Source organism: Streptococcus uberis (assembly GCF_900475595.1).
Lineage (GTDB): Bacteria > Bacillota > Bacilli > Lactobacillales > Streptococcaceae > Streptococcus > Streptococcus uberis.
This window is the reverse complement of sequence record NZ_LS483397.1, coordinates 986,173-1,004,575: the sequence shown is the minus strand read 5'-3', so window position 1 is coordinate 1,004,575 and position 18,403 is coordinate 986,173. Positions and strand designations below refer to the sequence as shown.

Here is an 18,403-nt window from a genome sequence, read left to right as displayed (position 1 = left end):
CTATAACAGATAGAAGGAAGTCCTTTTAGTTTTGATCTAAAGTAACCGCTTTGAGGATAATAGTCGTTAATGCTTCAGGTGATTCTTTTCCCCCACTTTTTATCCAATAAGAAATGATACTTTCGATACTAGATAAATAGACTTCTAAAGCATATTCATAGGGTATGCCACCATATTGTTGCCTTACAATATGATCATGATTTTCAACTGTAACTAAGACTCGGTAAATAAAATCCTTGATAGTCTGTGTGAATTGTAAAGATGATGATTGAGAAACGGCTTCTATAAATTGAAAATTTTCTTTTAAAAGTGTTAGTGTTTCAATAAGTAATTGTTTGGTATCTGTATAAATAGAAGGACTGTCTAATAGATGAAAAAGTTTGTCCAGACTTTGATTCTTCAACTGATCAATCATATCATTTTTATCTTTATAGTGTAGGTAAAATGTTCCTCGATTGATGCCTGCTTTTTGACATAAATCAGAAATAGTAATGTTCTCAAAATCTTTTTCAAATAATAGTTGAGTAAGTGCTTCTTGTAATCGCTTTTTAGATTCTGTTTTTCTTTTTTTCATAGATTTCTTTCTTAAATAGACAGCTTTCTATTTTTTGTTCTTGTCGATTCTTTTGCCTCATTATATAATATGCTTATGGTTAAATCAACATAATGTTCAAATAAGGGAGAATTGAAGTGGCCTATATTGAAATGAAAGATTCTTGCAAATCCTATAAAGTTGGAGAACATAGAATCATTGCTAATAATAAAGTTTCTTTTTCTGTTGAGAAAGGAGAACTTGCAGTCATTTTAGGAGCGTCTGGTGCTGGAAAATCAACTGTATTGAATATTTTGGGAGGAATGGACACCAATGATAGTGGACAGGTTATTATTGATGGTCAAGATATTTCTTCCTTTAATGCAAAACAATTAACAGAATATCGGAGAAGAGCAATTGGCTTTGTTTTTCAGTTTTATAATTTAGTTCCAAATCTTACAGCCAAGGAGAATGTTGAATTCGCAGCAGAGATTGTTTCAGATGCTTTAAATCCTAAAGATGTTCTTAGTTCAGTTGGATTAGCAGATAGGTTTGATCATTTTCCTAGTCAATTGTCTGGAGGTGAACAACAGAGAGTTTCAATTGCGAGAGCCATTGCTAAAAAACCTAAATTGTTATTATGTGATGAGCCTACAGGTGCATTGGATTATAAAACGGGAAAGCAAATTTTAAAATTATTACAAAGTACAGCTCAAGATAATGGAACAACAGTTGTCATTGTAACACATAATAGTGCCTTAGCCTCGATTGCTGATCGCGTCATCTATATGCATGATGCAAAAGTGATTAAAACAGTCATCAATAAAACCCCTAAATCTATTGATGAGATTGAATACTAAGAGTGAACGCTATGAAAAAAACACTACGAAAAGACATATTAAGATCCATTAGGACCTCCAAAGCCCGTTTTTTATCCCTATTTTTATTAATGACAATAGGTTCCTTTGCTCTAATTGGCTTAAAGGTGACTGGTCCAGATTTAGCTAGAAGTGGCAATCAATTTATTCAAAGTAATAAGGTGATGGACTTGTCAGTATTAGCCTCTTCTGGTCTGTCAGAACAAGACAAAAAGGAATTAGAGGAAATTCCCAATGCAAGTATTGAGTTTGCTAATCTTTTAGATGTTGAAGAAGTTGAAAATAAGGATTCAGTTCGTTTATATTCTCTTCCAGAAAAACTTTCTAAACCAATACTGAAAGAAGGGAAACTACCCGAACAGAATAACGAAATTGCATTAGCTAGTTGGCAAAAAAAACGTTATAAGATTGGAGAATCAATCACTTTTTCTGCAAAGGAAAGCAAGCTTTTAAAGGAAAAACAGTTTAAAGTTGTTGGTTTTGTCGACTCTTCAGAAATCTGGTCAAAGAAAAATTTAGGCAATTCTGGTTCGGGTGATGGTCAACTTTCCTATTACGCTTTTATAAAATCTGATGTTTTTAACATGTCCTCTAATCTTGCTCGTATCACATATGATAAACTTGCAAAAATGGATAGTTTCTCGAATGCTTATCAAGAACTTTTGGAAAAATATGAAAACAAACTCCAAAAAAAACTAAAGGATAATGGAATAGCCAGATTAAAGGAAATACAGTTACAAAGTCAAAAAAGTTTGACCATTGCTAAGGCAGAACTAACGAGAGCTAAAGCTGAGATAAGCACACAAGAAAAAGTGTTATCCTATTTAGATGAGGATGAGGCAACCATTGCTAAGAATAAGATTGATCAAGCAAAAGAAAAAATATTAGCTCAAGAAGAGGAACTCGAAAAACATCAAAAAGCAATCGAAAATCTTCCAACACCTCAATATAGCTTATTTAGTAGAACGCTTTTACCTGGTGGTGAGGGGTATCAAATTTACAAATCTTCAGTAGGCTCAATTACCAAAGTAGGTCATATTTTTCCGGTTGTCCTTTATTTAGTTGCAGCTTTAGTGACATTTACCACAATGACACGTTTTGTAGATGAAGAAAGAGTTAATTCTGGCCTCTATGCTGCACTTGGCTATTCCAAAAATGATGTTTTAAGAAAATTTTTAATATATGGATTTTTAGCAAGTTTTCTTGGTTCAACAGTTGGTATTCTAGGAGGCACCTATTTACTCTCTTCTCAGATTGCAAAAATTATCACCAAGCCATTAATTCTAACGGAAATCCGTTATTATTTCTATTGGAAGGATGCCTGTTTGGCCTATTTTTTAGCAAGTTTGTCAGCTTTATTGCCTGTCTATCTTATTGTTAGAAAGGAACTTTTCCAAGTTCCAGCACAGCTTTTATTGCCAAAAGCTCCGACCAAGGGATCGAAAATCATTTTAGAATCGATTACAATATTATGGCAGAAATTAAGTTTCACGCAAAAAGTAACCCTTAGAAATATTTTTCGGTATAAGCAAAGAATGCTTATGACTATTTTTGGTGTTGCTGGTTCTGTCGCCTTACTCTTTTCTGGTTTAGGCATCCGTTCATCTTTATCAAAAGTTCTGGATCACCAATTTAACCAGTTGAGCCCTTATCACTTACTTGTTATTGGAAATGATAATGATTTTGAAAATAGCAAAGCTGTTCAGTCATTTTTAAAAAATAATGCGATTAAAGATTATAAAAAAAGTGATTTTGCAAGTCTTGCTTTATCAATTTCTGGTCTTCATGAGCTTCAAACCTCATCGCTTATTATTTCTCATGAGAAGCAATTATCTCCACTTCTGAATTTTAAAGAGATTAAGACAAAATCTTCTGTCGATATCCCTGAAAATGGGGTGTTAATGTCAGAGAAATTAGCCCGTTTTTACAAGGCTAAAGTTGGGCAAAAAGTAATCTTAACGGATAATCAAGGCAGACATTTCAAGGTTGAAGTGGCAAATATTATTGAGACAAATGTCGGACATTATCTTGTCATGTCTAATGATTACTACCGATCCGTTTTTAGTAAAGTTAAAGCACAACCAGCCTATTATATTAGTCTAAAAGATTCAGATGAAAAAGCCGTTAAAAAAATAGCTAGAAAGGCATTCGATTTAAATGCTACTGAGTCAGTCATTCAAAATACGGTTCTAATAAAAACAGTTAATGCTTTGGTAAATTCTCTTAACCAAATCATGTTATTTCTTGTGATATTATCAGTCTTGTTAGCCTTAGTTATCTTATACAATTTAACAACAATCAATATAGCAGAACGTTTGCGTGAGTTATCTACTGTAAAAGTTTTAGGATTTCATGATAGTGAAGTTACCTTATACATTTACAGGGAAACCGTTATTTTATCCACCTTAGGGATAGCTATTGGAATAGTAGTGGGCAGGTATTTGCATTCCTATATAATGACAGTTATTAGTGCTGCTAATATGAATTTCGGTAAAGATGTTGATCTTTATGTTTACCTTATACCGATTATTGCCATCGCCCTATTAGTCTTTGCCTTAGGAATAATAGTACATACTAAATTGAAGAAATTAAATATGTTAGAGGCATTAAAATCGGTTGATTAAAGAAAAGAAGTAAAAGTTGAAACTTTTACTTCTTTTTATCTTGCTATTAGAGTGAAAAAGTGATAGTATTTAAATACCACAAGATAATAGAAGGATACTAAAACTATGGAAGAGTTGCTGAGAGATTACTTGGAAGATGGCAAAGAAAAAATTAGACTAGGGGATGTTGTAGATTGTTTCAAAGGTAAAGCTATTTCTAGTAAAGTGGAAGATGGAGAATTTGGTTTAATAAACCTTTCTGATATGACAAAAGAAGGGATTAACTATGAGGGCATTAGGACCTTTCATTTGGATAGAAGACAACTCTTGCGTTATTTTCTAGAAGATGGTGATGTTTTGATTGCCTCAAAAGGGACTGTGAAAAAAGTTTGCATTTTTCATAAACAAAAAAGAGAATTTGTTGCTTCTTCTAATATTACAGTATTAAGGCCAATTGAAAAATTAAGAGGATATTATATCAAATTCTTCTTGGACTCAGAAATTGGTCAGTCATTTTTAGATGCAGCTGACCATGGTAAAGATGTGATTAATCTATCAACAAAGGAACTGCTTGATATTCCAGTTTCATTGATACCACTTGTCAAACAAGATTATCTTATAAATCAATATTTGCGAGGTTTAAGTGATTATCACAGAAAACTAAAAAGAGCTGAGCAAGAATGGCTGTTTATTCAATCAGAGATTGAGAAAAGTTTACATTAAAATCTAAGTGAGGGGTTATGCCATTAGTTGAAAGAAGTATAAAAATGGTTTTAGCAACTATTTTATCAATTGTAATAGCAGATTATTTAGGATTACACTTCGCCACTTCATCAGGAATAATTGCTTTGTTAAGTATTTTAGATACAAGACAAACATCTTTGCAAATTGCAAAAAATCGATTGATAGCTTTTGTTATTGCTTTTCTCATCGCAATCGTGACCTTTTCTATTCTTGGCTATGACATTCTTGCCTTTTCTATTTATTTAATGTTAACTATACCTCTTTTATATTGGAAGAATCTGGAATCTGGATTGGTACCAATTACCGTTCTAGTGACACATCTTATGTTGGAAAAAAGTGTCTCCTTATCAATTGTTACAAATGAGTTTGTCCTTTTTCTGGTAGGAACAAGTCTAGCACTTCTTTTAAATAGTTACATGACGACAAATGATCATAAAATTCAAAAATATCATTCTCTAATAGAGAAGGAGTTAAAGGCTCATTTATTTTTGTTAGAAGAGAGATTATTGTTGAAACACCAAGATGATTTAATGGATAATGTCAAACTACTAGAGAATCTTTTGGAAGACGCTTTAGCTCTGGTTTACCGTGAAAGTGCTAATCAACTATTTCAGCAAACTGATTATCAGATTCATTATTTTGAAATGCGTCGTAGGCAATGTCATCTACTCAGAGAAATGGTGAAAATAAGTCAAAATATTTGGGAAAGTCAGCGAGAGACTGTTCTACTCGCCCATTTTATTCATGAGACAGCTAGTCAATTAAGTGAAAAAAATTCAGCCAAGACACTAATTGATGATATTCATCTTTTATTGGAGACATATCGACAAAGAGAGTTACCAAAAACAAGATCTGAATTTGAAAATCGTGCACAATTGTTTAAACTGTTGCAAACGTTGGAAGATTTTATTAGAGAAAAAACAGAGTTTTATCAGCGTTACAATCCGTAATAATCATTAAAAGATCAGGATACTTGTACTGGTCTTTTCTGTTATAATAGAGGTAGGAATTGCAAGAATGGAGAAATTATGAAAGAAATCAAATGTCCACACTGTCAGACTGTTTTTGCTATTGATGAATCTGAATATAGTCAACTCTTGGCTCAAGTTCGTGGGGCTGAATTCGAAAAAGAACTTACGGAAAGAATGCACAATGAGATAGCGCTTTTAGAAGAAAAATCAAAGAATCAATTACAAGAGCAATTAGCATCAAAAGATACTCAAATTCAGCAATATCGAAACCAGCTTGACAGCTTGGAAAAAGACTATAAACATCAACAAAATGAAATCTTAAATGTTAAGGAGCGCGAAATAACCGCATTACAACAAAAGCTTGAACAATTAGAGTCTCAGAATGCCCTAAATCTAGCTCAACAATTAGCAGAAAAAGATAAAGCTTTAGCGACATTAACCAATCAACTGGAAAAAATCGAACTAGAAAATCAGCATAAACGACAAACTGAACTGTCACAAATTGAAAAAGAAAGAGATTCTTTAAAAAGTCAATTAGTCGTTCAAGAAAAGGAAAATGAATTATCTTTAGCTTCACTTCGGAATGACTATCAGATTCAATTAAAAGCAGCAAATGAACAGGTAGAATTTTATAAGAATTTTAAAACTCAGCAGTCGACAAAAGCGATTGGGGAAAGCCTGGAGCTTTATGCTGAAAGGGAATTTAATAAGGTCAGAAGCTATGCTTTCCCAAATGCAGAATTTACTAAAGACAACATACTTTCGAGTAGAGGATCCAAGGGGGATTATATTTATCGTGAATATGATGACAATGGTGTTGAAATATTGTCCATCATGTTTGAAATGAAAAATGAAGCTGATACCACTAAAACAAAGCATAAAAACAGCGATTTCTTTAAAGAATTGGATAAAGATCGCCAGGAAAAAAATTGTGAGTATGCTGTCCTTGTAACCATGCTAGAAGCCGACAATGATTATTACAATACTGGAATCGTTGATGTCAGTCATGAATATGAAAAAATGTATGTTGTTAGACCACAGTTATTTATTCAGCTTATAGGAATATTGAGAAACGCTTCGCTAAATGCCTTAGCATACAAACAAGAGTTGGCTTTGGTTAAAGAACAGAATATTGATATTACTCACTTCGAAGAAGATTTAGACCATTTTAAAACAGCGTTTGCTAAAAACTATAATTCGGCCAGCAGTAATTTCAAAAAAGCAATTGATGAAATTGATAAATCTATTAAACGCATGGAAGAAGTCAAACGTTTCTTAACGACCAGTGAGAATCAACTAAGGTTAGCAAACAATAAATTAGATGACGTATCTGTCAAAAAACTAACACGCCATAATCCGACAATGCGTGAAAAATTTGATCAGTTAAATAATCACTAGAAAAAGCTTGTCCATTGAGCTTTTTCTTGTCAATTACCTCAAAAAATGGGTATAATAAAAAGGTTAAATGCAATGAAAAATGAAAGTATAAAATGAAAAACGGAATAATTAATCTCTATAAAGAAGCTGGTATGACTTCTCATGATGCAGTCTTCAAACTAAGACGTCTTTTACATGAAAAAAAGATTGGTCATGGTGGTACCTTGGACCCAGATGTTTCGGGTGTGTTACCCATAGCGGTAGGAAAAGCAACACGTGTCATTGAGTACATGACCAATGCCGGCAAAGTTTACGAAGGTACAGTCACACTAGGCTATTCAACAACAACAGAAGATTCCAGTGGTGATATCGTATTAAGGACACCTGTCAATCGGCCACTTAGTGAAGCTGAAGTTGATTTTGCAATGAAATCATTTGAAGGTGATATTGAACAGATACCACCTATGTATTCTGCCGTTAAAGTGAACGGTCGAAAACTATATGAGTATGCTCGAGCGGGCCAAACTGTGGAAAGACCTGTTAGAAAAGTAAGAATTGAACAATTTATTCGTACTAGTGACTTAACATTTAAAGATAATCTCTGCACTTTTGATTTTAAAGTTATATGTAGTAAAGGAACTTATGTTCGAACCTTAGCCGTAAATCTAGGGGAAAAATTAGGTTTTGCAAGCCATATGTCCTATCTGAGACGGACAGCTTCAGCTGGACTTACTATTGATAAGTCTTATACTTTAAATGAGATTGAAACATTGATTTCTCAAGACAAACAAGATTTTTTACTTCCAATTGAAGCAGGTGTTGAAGGTTTACCCAAATTGGTTATTACTGATTCGGAAAAAAGTGATATTGTTCACGGAAGAAGAGTTAATTTACCAAGTAATGAACCAACACTAGCAGTATTTTTCGAAGATTCACTAGTAGCTATTTTGGAAAAACGTGACGATAGTTATAAACCTAAAAAAGTATTAGTGTCAAATATAGAGGAGCAAAGATAGGGAATGGAAATTACTCAAATCAAGTCATATCAAGACATAGCAGAAAACGATGAAACTATTTTAGTTCTCGGTTATTTTGATGGTCTCCATCTTGGTCATAAAGCTCTTTTTGATCAAGCCAAAAAACTGGCTGAAAAAGAGTCTTTAAAAATCGTAACACTGACGTTTAATGAAAGCCCCAAATTAGCTTTTACTCGCTTCACGCCGGATTTATTGCTACATATTGCCTACCCTGAAAAACGTTATGAAAAATTTTCAGAATATGGCGTTGACCACCTTTATCTTATTGATTTTACAACAGATTTTTCAAAAGTGTCTTCTGATGATTTCATAAAGTACTATATTGGACAATTAAAAGCTAAATATATTGTTGTAGGATTCGATTACAAATTTGGTCATAATCGTACAAACTCTGACTATCTTCAACGAAATTTTGAGGGAAAAGTTTATACGATTGACGAAGTTTCAATTGATGGACGAAAAATATCTTCAACATGGATCAGGGAATTAATTAAAGAAGGTAACGTGTCAAAGATCAATCAATTATTAGGTTATGAGTTCTCTACCCGAGGAATGGTTGTTCATGGGGATGCTAGAGGAAGAACCTTAGGCTTTCCAACAGCAAATTTAGCACCAATTGATCGTACTTATCTTCCAGCTGATGGAGTCTATGTGACAGATGTCATTGTTAATGGTAAAAGACATCGATCAATGACAAGTATTGGAAAAAACGTCACTTTTGGGGGAACTGAGTTACGATTAGAAGCTAACATCTTTGATTTTGATCGTGATATTTATGGTGAATCTATTGAAATCATTTGGTTATCTAAAATAAGAGAGATGACAAAATTCTCTGGAATTGAAGATTTAGTGGATCAGTTACATGCTGATAAACAGATTGCATTAGAATGGCCAAACATGGTGAAGAATTCTGAGAAATCCTAGAAAAAGGATAGCCAATTTTATTAAATTTTTGTATAATAAAGTAAGAATAACGACAGAGGAAGAGTATGGTTACTTTATTTTTATCACCGAGTTGTACCAGTTGCCGTAAAGCAAGGGCTTGGCTCATGAAACACGAAGTTAATTTCGAAGAACACAATATCATAACAAGTCCACTAAGTCGTGATGAATTAATGGCAATTTTATCCTTCACAGAAAATGGAACTGAAGATATTATTTCAACCAGATCTAAAGTTTTTCAGAAATTAAACATTGATGTCGAAGAGCTTTCTATCTCTGATTTAATTGACTTAATTGCTGAAAATCCAAGTCTTTTGCGTCGTCCAATCATAATGGATAAAAAAAGAATGCAAATTGGATTTAACGAGGATGAAATTAGAGCCTTTTTACCAAGAGACTATCGTAAACAAGAATTACGTCAAGCCACTATAAAGGCAGAAATTGAGGGGTAACATGTCAGATAATTATAATTATCCTCTTGATATAAATTGGAGCACTGACGAGATAACATCAGTGCTTCATTTTTTAAATCAAGTTGAAAAAGCATATGAATCAAAAGTAGATGCGAATCAACTCTTGGAATCTTATAGAGTATTTAAAGAAATAGTAACTAGCAAATCTCAAGAAAAACAAATTGATCGTGAGTTTGAAAAAAGTAGCGGTTACTCTACTTATAGGGCAGTCCAGAAAGCAAAAGAAGTTGAGAAAGGGTATTTTTCACTTGGAAGATAAATTTTCATTTGCAAAACAACTAATCAAAGAAGCATCTCTTTTCATTAAGAATAGAATGCAGGATAATCTTTCCGTCCAAATAAAAAGCAATTACGACGATTTAGTTACAAACGTTGATCAAGAAACACAAGACATGATGATTAAGCGCATTCTTGAGCATTTTCCAGATGATCATATTTTGGCAGAAGAAGATGATGTGAGACATCCAATTTCTGATGGTAACGTTTGGGTTATCGACCCAATTGATGGAACGGTAAATTTTATTGTACAGAGAAATCATTTTGCGATTATGTTGTCTTATTTTGAAAATGGAATAGGACAATTTGGGCTCATTTATGATGTTATGAATGACCAACTTCTTTCAGGTGGGGGTTCATATGATGTCCATCTGAATGATTTCACGATTGAAAGATACCACTCTAAACCTCTTGATCGCTCTTTGATAGCCTGTAATTCAGGTATGTATTTAACTAATGATAAGGGGGTAGGTAATCTTATAAAGCATTCTCTAGGTGTGAGAATTTATGGTGGTGCCGGCATTTCAATGATGAAAGTCATGACTGGCGAATTATTAGCATATATTTCTTACATTCAGCCGTGGGATTATGCAGCAGCCATGGTTTTAGGGGAAAAATTAGGTTATGTCCTTCTAACACTTGAAGGGGAAAAACCTGATTTTGAAACCAGGGAAAAAGTGATATTTTTACCGGAATGCGAACTCGAAATGATAAAAAATTATTTGTTTAAATAATTTTTTTTGCCCATTTTTATATAAATTTTATGTAAAGGATAGGTAAAAGTTTGGTAAAAAAATTCTGGCTTTTAGCTTGAAAGTTCTTTATGTGAACTGTCAGATATGTTATTATTATGATTGAGTTTGTTTTAAACTCCTGTATTTTTGATGAATAGGAAAAAGTGAATATGAAGAAGTTCTTTTTAGTAGGTATGTTAACTCTTTCGATGTTAACCTTAACTGCTTGTTCTAGTTGGATTCAAAAGGGTGAATCTATTACAGCAGTAGGATCAACTGCATTACAACCTTTGGTTGAAGCCACTGCTGATGAATTTGGGAAACATCATTTGGGTAAAACCATTAATGTCCAAGGTGGTGGTTCAGGTACTGGTTTGTCACAAGTACAATCGCAAGCCGTCCAAATTGGTAACAGTGACTTGTTTGCTGAAGAAAAAGATGGCATTGATGCAAGTAAATTAGTCGACCATCAAGTTGCTGTCGCAGGGTTGGCAGTTATTGTTAATCCTAAAACTAAAGTATCAAATCTCACAACAGATCAGTTGCGAAAAATTTTCTCAGGTGAATATACTAATTGGAATCAAGTAGGCGGACAAAACTTAAAAATTTCTGTGATAAACAGAGCAGCAAGTTCTGGATCTCGAGCAACCTTTGACAATGTTATTATGGGTGATGTTAACCCTAAACAAAGTCAAGAGCAAGATTCAAATGGTATGGTAAAATCGATTGTCTCACAGACACCAGGAGCAATTTCCTACCTTGCATTTTCTTATGTAGATGAATCAGTTAAGTCAGTTAATTTAAATGGTTTTTCCGCAACACCTGAACATGTCAAAACAAATGAATGGCCAATTTGGTCCTACGAGCACATGTACACTTATGGCAAAGCAGAGGGATTGACAAAAGAATTTCTTGATTACATGCTTTCAGAAAAAGTGCAACAGAATATTGTCACTCACATGGGTTATATTCCAATGACTGATATGAAAGTCATTAAATCACATGATGGCAAAGTCACTAAAAAGTAGTGGGGGAAATATGAATAATCAAGAATTAGCAAAGAAATTAGTGTCTCCTTCAAAGAATTCACGATTAGAAAAGTTTGGTAAAACCTTAACATTTCTTTGTTTGGGACTCATAGTATTTATTGTTGCAATGATTTTAGTCTTTGTTGCACAAAAAGGCTTATCAACATTTTTTGTAGATAAGGTAAATATTTTTGACTTTTTATTTGGAAAAGAATGGCAACCTAGTATCAAAGGTAAAAATGGTTTACCTATTTTAGGAGCATTGCCAATGATAAGTGGGTCTTTCTTAGTAACCATTTTATCAGCTCTCATCGCTACTCCATTTGCAATTGGAGCAGCAGTCTTTATGACAGAGATTTCTCCAAAATATGGAGCAAAACTGTTACAACCAGCAGTTGAGCTTTTAGTTGGTATCCCATCGGTAGTATACGGTTTTATTGGCTTACAAATTGTAGTTCCATTTGTTAGAACACTTTTCGGTGGTACTGGTTTTGGTATTTTATCAGGTGTCTGTGTACTTTTTGTTATGATTTTACCTACTGTAACCTTCATGACAGTCGATAGTCTTAAAGCAGTTCCAAGACATTACCGGGAAGCAAGTATGGCAATGGGTGCAACCAGATGGCAAACCATCTGGCGCGTTGTGTTAAATGCTGCAAGACCAGGAATTTTTACAGCAATCATTTTTGGTATGGCAAGAGCATTCGGTGAGGCACTAGCAATTCAAATGGTTGTCGGAAATTCAGCTGTCATGCCAACATCACTTATTACCCCTGCAGCAACCTTAACTTCAGTATTAACTATGGGTATTGGAAACACTGTAATGGGAACTGTACAAAATAATGTGCTTTGGTCACTTGCTTTAGTTTTATTATTAATGAGTCTAGCCTTTAACTCACTTGTTAAATTAATTACGAAAGAGAGAAAGAGAAATTATGAACGCTAAAAAAGTCGATAAATTAGCAACTGGGATTTTATATACCATTGCTGGAATCATTGTAGCTATTTTAGCTTCATTAATCTTATTCATTCTTCTGCGAGGAATCCCGCATATTAGTTGGCACTTTTTAACAGGTAATTCCTCTTCATATGAAGCAGGAGGAGGAATCGGTATTCAACTTTACAATTCCTTTTTCTTATTAGTCGTTACACTAATTATCTCTATTCCATTATCTACAGGTGCGGGTATCTATCTTGCTGAATATGCCAAAAAAGGTCCATTAACTAATTTCATTCGAACTTGTATTGAAATTTTATCATCTCTACCATCAGTAGTTGTTGGTTTGTTTGGCTATTTGATATTTGTTGTTCAATTTCAATATGGATTTTCCATTCTATCTGGAGCACTTGCTTTAACTGTTTTTAATTTACCGCAAATGACACGTAATGTGGAGGACAGTTTATTACATGTTCACCATACACAGAGAGAAGCAGGCTTAGCATTGGGATTATCAAGATGGGAAACTGTTTTCCATGTTGTTATTCCAGAGGCGCTACCAAGTATTGTTACAGGGGTAGTTTTAGCATCTGGTCGTATTTTTGGAGAAGCAGCAGCACTTATTTACACAGCAGGTCAATCAGCGCCAGCTTTAGACTGGGGAAACTGGAATCCTTTAAGCGTCACAAGTCCTATCTCGATTTTCCGTCAGTCTGAAACCTTAGTAGTTCACATTTGGAAGGTCAATAGTGAAGGAACGATTCCTGATGGCACCTTGGTTTCAGCAGGTAGCGCAGCAGTTTTATTAATTTTTATCCTAATTTTTAATTTATCTGCTCGTTATATCGGTAAAAAACTACATTCTAAAATGACTGCAGCCAAATAAATAGAGGAGATAAGATGACAGAATATAATTGGAATGAACGTCATATCAAAACTTTCCCAGAAGAATCAGTGGCATTATCAACAAAAGATTTACATGTCTATTATGGTGGCAAAGAAGCCATTAAAGGGATTGATATGCAATTTGAAAAAAATAAAATTACTGCTTTGATTGGACCATCTGGATGTGGTAAATCAACCTATCTTCGAAGTCTAAATCGTATGAATGATACAATAGATGTGGCTAAAGTTACAGGTGAAATCATGTATCAAGGTATTGATATTAATAAACCTGAAATGAATGTTTACGAAGTTCGAAAACACATTGGTATGGTTTTCCAAAGACCAAATCCATTTGCTAAATCAATTTATCGGAACATTACTTTTGCTCACGAAAGAGCTGGCATTAAAGATAGTAAAATATTAGATGAGATCGTTGAAACATCTTTAAAACAAGCAGCACTTTGGGATCAAGTAAAGGATGACTTACATAAATCTGCTTTTACCTTATCAGGTGGTCAACAACAGAGACTTTGTATTGCTAGAGCAATTTCTGTTAAACCTGATATCCTATTGATGGACGAACCAGCCTCAGCACTTGATCCAATTGCAACGATGCAGTTAGAAGAAACAATGTTCGAATTGAAAAAAAATTATACAATCATCATTGTAACGCATAACATGCAACAAGCAGCCCGTGCAAGTGATTACACAGCCTTTTTCTACTTAGGCGATTTGATTGAGTATGATAAAACTAGGAATATTTTCCAAAATGCGAAATGTCAATCAACCAATGACTATGTTTCTGGTCATTTTGGATAGAAGGGAGAAACGATGTCAGAACCCATTTTACAGATAAAAGATTTATCTGTTTACTATAACAAAAAGAAAACACTCAAAAATGTTTCACTCGATTTGTATCCAAATGAAATCACTGCTTTTATTGGACCGTCTGGGTCAGGAAAGTCCACTTTGTTACGTGCTATTAATCGAATGAGTGATTTAAACCCTGAAGTAACTGTCACTGGATCAATTAGTTACAATGGTCATAATATATATAGTCCTAGAACTGATACAGTTGATCTAAGAAAAGAAATCGGTATGGTATTTCAACAGCCAAATCCTTTTCCGATGTCAATATATGAAAATGTGGTCTTTGGATTACGGATCAACGGCATAAAAGATAAACATGTATTGGACCAAGCTGTCGAAACTTCTTTAAAAGGCGCTTCCATTTGGGAAGAAGTCAAAGACCGTTTGCATGATTCAGCACTTGGACTATCTGGAGGACAACAACAGCGCGTATGTGTTGCTAGAGTTCTTGCGACAAGTCCAAAAATCATTTTATTAGACGAGCCAACATCTGCATTAGATCCCATTTCTGCAGGGAAAATTGAAGAAACACTTTTTGCCTTGAAAAATGATTACACAATGGTAGTAGTAACACGTTCAATGCAACAAGCATCACGTTTATCAGACAGAACAGGATTTTTCTTAGCTGGAGATTTGCTTGAATTTGGAAACACAAAAACCATGTTTATGAATCCAAAACGTAAGGAAACAGAAGATTATATCTCTGGTAAGTTTGGATAATAGAAATTGAGGAATTCATATGTTACGAACGAAATTTGAAGAAGAATTAGATAAACTACACAACCAATTTTATTCAATGGGAACAGAGGTTTTAGCCCAACTGAATAAGACAGTCCGTGCTTTTGTTAGCCATGATCGTGATTTAGCAAAAGAGGTTATCGAAGAAGATGATTTGATTAATGAGTTTGAAACAAAACTTGAAAAAAAATCATTAGAAATCATCGCCTTGCAACAACCTGTTTCAAACGATTTACGAACCGTGATAACTGTTTTAAAAGCATCCAGCGATATTGAAAGAATTGGAGACCACGCTTCCTCAATTGCTAAAGCAACCATCAGAATGAAGGGTGAAGAGCGTTTACCAATTGTTGAAGAACAAATTAATCAAATGGGCAAAGCCGTAAAAAGAATGGTTGAGGATGCTTTAAATGCATATATTACTGCGGATGAAGCCAAAGCCTATGAAATAGCAGCAAATGATGAAATTATTGATAATTATTTCAGAGATATTCAAGCTTTAGCAGTTGAAGAAATCAGAAAGACACCAGATGCTGTTTTTGCTGGTAAAGAATATTTTCAAGTTTTAATGTATTTAGAGCGCATTGGAGACTATGCAAGAAATTTATGTGAGTGGATTGTTTATCTCAAAACTGGAAAAATTATTGAATTATAAGCAAATATGATATAATAGTGGTTAGAAAGTTTTTTCTAATCACTATTTTTTTTAAGAAATAAGGAGCTTTATGAATACTGTAGAATACTTGATTGAAAAGTTTGTTCCTGAAAATTATAATATCTTTTTGGATATTAATCGTGATACAAAGACATTTAGTGGCAATGTAGCCATTAATGGTGAAGCGCTTGATCACATCGTGTCCTTCCATCAAAAAGATCTCAGCATTCAATCAATTTTATTGGATAATGAACCTGTCATTTTTCATGAAGATCATAAATCAGAAACGGTTCATGTTGAACTACCTGTAACGGGACTAATGACACTTGTCATAGAGTTTTCAGGAAAAATCACAGATAATATGACTGGAATTTATCCTTCTTATTATACTGTTGAAGGTGTCTCAAAGGAAGTTATTTCAACACAATTTGAAAGTCACTTTGCAAGAGAAGCCTTTCCTTGTATTGATGAACCTGAAGCTAAAGCGACTTTTGACTTAAGTATCAAATTCGACCAAAAAGAGGATGAAATTGTCCTTTCAAATATGCCTGAAATAAATGTTGAATTGAGAAAAGAGACTGGACTTTGGACCTTTGATACAACTCCCAAAATGTCATCCTACTTGCTTGCATTTGCACTAGGTGAATTACATGGTATTACAGCAAAAAGTAAAAATGGAACAGAAGTTGGTATTTTTGCTACCAAAGCTCATCCAAGTACTTCTTTAACCTTTTCTCTTGATATAGCTGTAAGAATCATCGATTTCTATGAGGATTACTTTGGTGTCTCTTACCCAATTCCACAATCTTACCATGTGGCTCTACCTGACTTCTCAGCCGGTGCAATGGAAAATTGGGGATTAATTACCTACCGTGAAATTTATCTCTTAGTTGATAGCAATTCAACTGCCTCAAGCCGCCAACAAGTGGCCCTAGTCGTGGCACATGAATTAGCACATCAATGGTTTGGAAATTTAGTAACCATGAAATGGTGGGATGATTTATGGTTGAACGAAAGTTTTGCTAATATGATGGAGTATGTGTCAGTAGATGCTATTGAACCATCTTGGAATATTTTTGAAGATTTTCAAACAGGAGGAGCACCATTAGCTCTTAAAAGAGATGCAACAGATGGTGTTCAGTCTGTCCATGTTGCAGTAAACCACCCAGATGAAATCAATACGCTTTTTGATCCGGCTATTGTCTATGCTAAAGGCAGTCGCTTAATGCACATGTTGCGTCGTTGGTTAGGAGATGATGCTTTTGCCAAAGGACTTAAAGTGTATTTTGAAAGACATCAATACGGTAATACGATTGGCCGAGATCTATGGAAGGCTTTATCTGATGCCTCAGGAAAAAATGTAGGAAGTTTCATGGACTCATGGCTAGAACAGCCTGGTTATCCATTGCTTACCGTTAAGGTAGAAAATGATCAATTAATCATTAGTCAAGAGCAATTCTTTATTGGAGACCATAAAAAACACGATAGATTTTGGTCAGTCCCATTAAACGCGTCGTGGACTGGCATACCAGATGTTTTAACAGAAAAAACAATGGTCATTCCGAACTTTAATCAATTACTATCTGAAAATAATGGCCCACTATTACTTAATACTGAAAACACTGCCCATTATATTACCGATTATCAAGGACAACTTTGGGAGAGTCTTAAGAGTTCAGTTTCAGAGTTGAGTGAAATTACAAAGTTGCAAATCATTCAAGAACGAAGACTTTTGGCTGAAAGTGGTCATATTCGCTATGCTGAGTTAATTCAGTTGGTGTCACTTTTCGATAGTGAAAAATCTTACTTAGTAACTTCTGCTATACAGCAAATTATTAGTGGACTAGAACGTTTTATTCCAGAAAACTCTGAAGAAGAGAAAAACTTTAAAACACTTGTCTCGAAAGTATTTTCATCTGACTATCATAGATTGGGCTTTAATAAACAAGAGGGTGAAAGTGACGAAGATGAGATGATTAGACAAATTGTCTTAAATCAATTAATTGCAGTTGATTATAGTGATGCTATCGGTAAAGCAAATTCCCTATTCAAAGACTATTCTAATAACTTAGCAGACATTCCGGCAGCTATCAGGAGATTTGTCCTAGTTAACCAGATCAAACATTTTGAAACAGATGCTCTTGTTGATCAGTATTTCGACCTGTATATCAATACTACAGACAATAACATACGTTTGGATTTAGCAAATGCATTATCAAAAACTCAAAATATGATGACATTGAAGCGTATCATCGCAAGTCTAAAAGATAAAAGTATTATTAAACCACAGGATCTATCAATGTGGTATAATGTTTTATTATCTCAAGAATTCACGCAAAATCCTATTTGGGAATGGGCTCGCCATGACTGGGAATGGATTCAAGCTGCACTTGGTGGTGATATGAGTTTTGATAAATTTGTCATTTTACCAGCAAATCACTTCAAAACCGAACAACGGTTATCAGAATACAAAGCTTTCTTTGAACCTAAACTTGATGATATGGCAATCCGTCGAAATATTAAGATGGGCATAAACGAAATCAAAGCCCGCGTTGCTTTGATTGAAAAAGAAAAAGAAGCCGTACTTTTAACTCTTCAAAACCTCTAATGATGAGAAGGCATCTTGTTTGATGCTTTCTTTTTCAGTTTAGTTTCAATTAAGAAAGTTAGTGTATGTTAAGGTCACAAGTGTAAAAACATGTCAATATTAAGATTTAGGGAGA

Annotated in this window: 18 protein-coding genes; 17 read left to right on the top strand and 1 reads right to left on the bottom strand. The window is 34.1% G+C overall.

The window, feature by feature from the left end:
* Nucleotides 1-25: 25 nt before the first annotated feature.
* Nucleotides 26-574, bottom strand: a complete 549-nt coding sequence (locus DQM95_RS05340; RefSeq protein WP_012658475.1) for a TetR/AcrR family transcriptional regulator — start codon at nt 572-574, stop codon at nt 26-28.
* A gap of 116 nt (nt 575-690) precedes the next feature.
* On the opposite strand from DQM95_RS05340, the gene DQM95_RS05335 reads away from it, so the two are divergent.
* From DQM95_RS05335 to DQM95_RS05255, 17 genes are all read left to right on the top strand, one after another.
* Nucleotides 691-1,392: an ABC transporter ATP-binding protein gene (locus DQM95_RS05335; RefSeq protein ID WP_037592114.1), complete on the top strand. Its 702-nt coding sequence runs from the start codon at nt 691-693 to the stop codon at nt 1,390-1,392.
* An 11-nt stretch (nt 1,393-1,403) separates the two neighbouring features.
* A complete protein-coding gene (locus DQM95_RS05330; RefSeq protein WP_037592115.1) occupies nt 1,404-4,034 on the top strand; it encodes an ABC transporter permease in 2,631 nt (876 codons plus the stop codon).
* A 105-nt stretch (nt 4,035-4,139) separates the two neighbouring features.
* Nucleotides 4,140-4,736, top strand: a complete 597-nt coding sequence (locus tag DQM95_RS05325) for a restriction endonuclease subunit S (RefSeq protein WP_012658472.1) — start codon at nt 4,140-4,142, stop codon at nt 4,734-4,736.
* Between the two features lie 17 nt (nt 4,737-4,753).
* Complete coding sequence (locus tag DQM95_RS05320; RefSeq protein WP_037592116.1) at nt 4,754-5,707, top strand: aromatic acid exporter family protein; 954 nt, start codon at nt 4,754-4,756, stop codon at nt 5,705-5,707.
* A gap of 78 nt (nt 5,708-5,785) precedes the next feature.
* Nucleotides 5,786-7,126: a DUF2130 domain-containing protein gene (locus DQM95_RS05315; protein WP_037592117.1), complete on the top strand. Its 1,341-nt coding sequence runs from the start codon at nt 5,786-5,788 to the stop codon at nt 7,124-7,126.
* A 92-nt stretch (nt 7,127-7,218) separates the two neighbouring features.
* Nucleotides 7,219-8,121, top strand: coding sequence for a tRNA pseudouridine(55) synthase TruB (gene truB, locus DQM95_RS05310; protein WP_012658469.1), 903 nt, complete (start codon nt 7,219-7,221; stop codon nt 8,119-8,121).
* Between the two features lie 3 nt (nt 8,122-8,124).
* Nucleotides 8,125-9,066 (top strand): bifunctional riboflavin kinase/FAD synthetase, encoded by a 942-nt coding sequence (locus DQM95_RS05305; RefSeq protein WP_012658468.1) that lies wholly within the window; start codon nt 8,125-8,127, stop codon nt 9,064-9,066.
* Nucleotides 9,067-9,131: 65 nt separating this feature from the next.
* Nucleotides 9,132-9,536, top strand: a complete 405-nt coding sequence (locus DQM95_RS05300; RefSeq protein WP_037592118.1) for a Spx/MgsR family RNA polymerase-binding regulatory protein — start codon at nt 9,132-9,134, stop codon at nt 9,534-9,536.
* A 1-nt stretch (nt 9,537) separates the two neighbouring features.
* On the top strand, nt 9,538-9,816 hold the full coding sequence (locus tag DQM95_RS05295) for a UPF0223 family protein (protein ID WP_012658466.1): 279 nt from the start codon (nt 9,538-9,540) through the stop codon (nt 9,814-9,816).
* Entirely contained in the window at nt 9,806-10,567 is a 762-nt protein-coding gene (locus DQM95_RS05290; protein WP_012658465.1) for an inositol monophosphatase family protein, read from the top strand. The genes DQM95_RS05295 and DQM95_RS05290 overlap by 11 nt, the downstream gene beginning before the upstream one ends.
* 170 nt (nt 10,568-10,737) lie before the next feature.
* Nucleotides 10,738-11,595, top strand: coding sequence for a phosphate ABC transporter substrate-binding protein PstS family protein (locus tag DQM95_RS05285; protein ID WP_154590529.1), 858 nt, complete (start codon nt 10,738-10,740; stop codon nt 11,593-11,595).
* Between the two features lie 10 nt (nt 11,596-11,605).
* A complete protein-coding gene (gene pstC / locus DQM95_RS05280) occupies nt 11,606-12,541 on the top strand; it encodes a phosphate ABC transporter permease subunit PstC (RefSeq protein WP_012658463.1) in 936 nt (311 codons plus the stop codon).
* Nucleotides 12,531-13,418: a phosphate ABC transporter permease PstA gene (gene pstA, locus DQM95_RS05275; protein ID WP_037592119.1), complete on the top strand. Its 888-nt coding sequence runs from the start codon at nt 12,531-12,533 to the stop codon at nt 13,416-13,418. Before pstC ends, pstA begins: the two co-directional genes overlap by 11 nt.
* A 14-nt stretch (nt 13,419-13,432) precedes the next feature.
* Complete coding sequence (gene pstB, locus DQM95_RS05270) at nt 13,433-14,236, top strand: phosphate ABC transporter ATP-binding protein PstB (protein WP_012658461.1); 804 nt, start codon at nt 13,433-13,435, stop codon at nt 14,234-14,236.
* Between the two features lie 12 nt (nt 14,237-14,248).
* On the top strand, nt 14,249-15,007 hold the full coding sequence (gene pstB, locus DQM95_RS05265) for a phosphate ABC transporter ATP-binding protein PstB (RefSeq protein WP_012658460.1): 759 nt from the start codon (nt 14,249-14,251) through the stop codon (nt 15,005-15,007).
* Nucleotides 15,008-15,026: 19 nt separating this feature from the next.
* Entirely contained in the window at nt 15,027-15,680 is a 654-nt protein-coding gene (phoU, locus tag DQM95_RS05260) for a phosphate signaling complex protein PhoU (protein ID WP_012658459.1), read from the top strand.
* Nucleotides 15,681-15,750: 70 nt separating this feature from the next.
* On the top strand, nt 15,751-18,288 hold the full coding sequence (locus tag DQM95_RS05255) for a M1 family metallopeptidase (RefSeq protein WP_037592121.1): 2,538 nt from the start codon (nt 15,751-15,753) through the stop codon (nt 18,286-18,288).
* The last annotated feature ends 115 nt before the right edge of the window (nt 18,289-18,403 follow it).

Excerpts from the sequence above, each read along its gene's own strand:
- DQM95_RS05340 (WP_012658475.1), bottom strand. The coding sequence starts at position 574 with ATGAAAAAAAGAAAAACAGAATCTAAAAAGCGATTACAAGAAGCACTT.
- DQM95_RS05330 (WP_037592115.1), top strand. The coding sequence starts at position 1,404 with ATGAAAAAAACACTACGAAAAGACATATTAAGATCCATTAGGACCTCC.
- DQM95_RS05325 (WP_012658472.1), top strand. The coding sequence starts at position 4,140 with ATGGAAGAGTTGCTGAGAGATTACTTGGAAGATGGCAAAGAAAAAATT.
- DQM95_RS05320 (WP_037592116.1), top strand. The coding sequence starts at position 4,754 with ATGCCATTAGTTGAAAGAAGTATAAAAATGGTTTTAGCAACTATTTTA.
- DQM95_RS05315 (WP_037592117.1), top strand. The coding sequence starts at position 5,786 with ATGAAAGAAATCAAATGTCCACACTGTCAGACTGTTTTTGCTATTGAT.
- truB (WP_012658469.1), top strand. The coding sequence starts at position 7,219 with ATGAAAAACGGAATAATTAATCTCTATAAAGAAGCTGGTATGACTTCT.
- DQM95_RS05305 (WP_012658468.1), top strand. The coding sequence starts at position 8,125 with ATGGAAATTACTCAAATCAAGTCATATCAAGACATAGCAGAAAACGAT.
- DQM95_RS05300 (WP_037592118.1), top strand. The coding sequence starts at position 9,132 with ATGGTTACTTTATTTTTATCACCGAGTTGTACCAGTTGCCGTAAAGCA.
- DQM95_RS05295 (WP_012658466.1), top strand. The coding sequence starts at position 9,538 with ATGTCAGATAATTATAATTATCCTCTTGATATAAATTGGAGCACTGAC.
- DQM95_RS05285 (WP_154590529.1), top strand. The coding sequence starts at position 10,738 with ATGAAGAAGTTCTTTTTAGTAGGTATGTTAACTCTTTCGATGTTAACC.
- pstC (WP_012658463.1), top strand. The coding sequence starts at position 11,606 with ATGAATAATCAAGAATTAGCAAAGAAATTAGTGTCTCCTTCAAAGAAT.
- pstA (WP_037592119.1), top strand. The coding sequence starts at position 12,531 with ATGAACGCTAAAAAAGTCGATAAATTAGCAACTGGGATTTTATATACC.
- pstB (WP_012658461.1), top strand. The coding sequence starts at position 13,433 with ATGACAGAATATAATTGGAATGAACGTCATATCAAAACTTTCCCAGAA.
- pstB (WP_012658460.1), top strand. The coding sequence starts at position 14,249 with ATGTCAGAACCCATTTTACAGATAAAAGATTTATCTGTTTACTATAAC.
- phoU (WP_012658459.1), top strand. The coding sequence starts at position 15,027 with ATGTTACGAACGAAATTTGAAGAAGAATTAGATAAACTACACAACCAA.
- DQM95_RS05255 (WP_037592121.1), top strand. The coding sequence starts at position 15,751 with ATGAATACTGTAGAATACTTGATTGAAAAGTTTGTTCCTGAAAATTAT.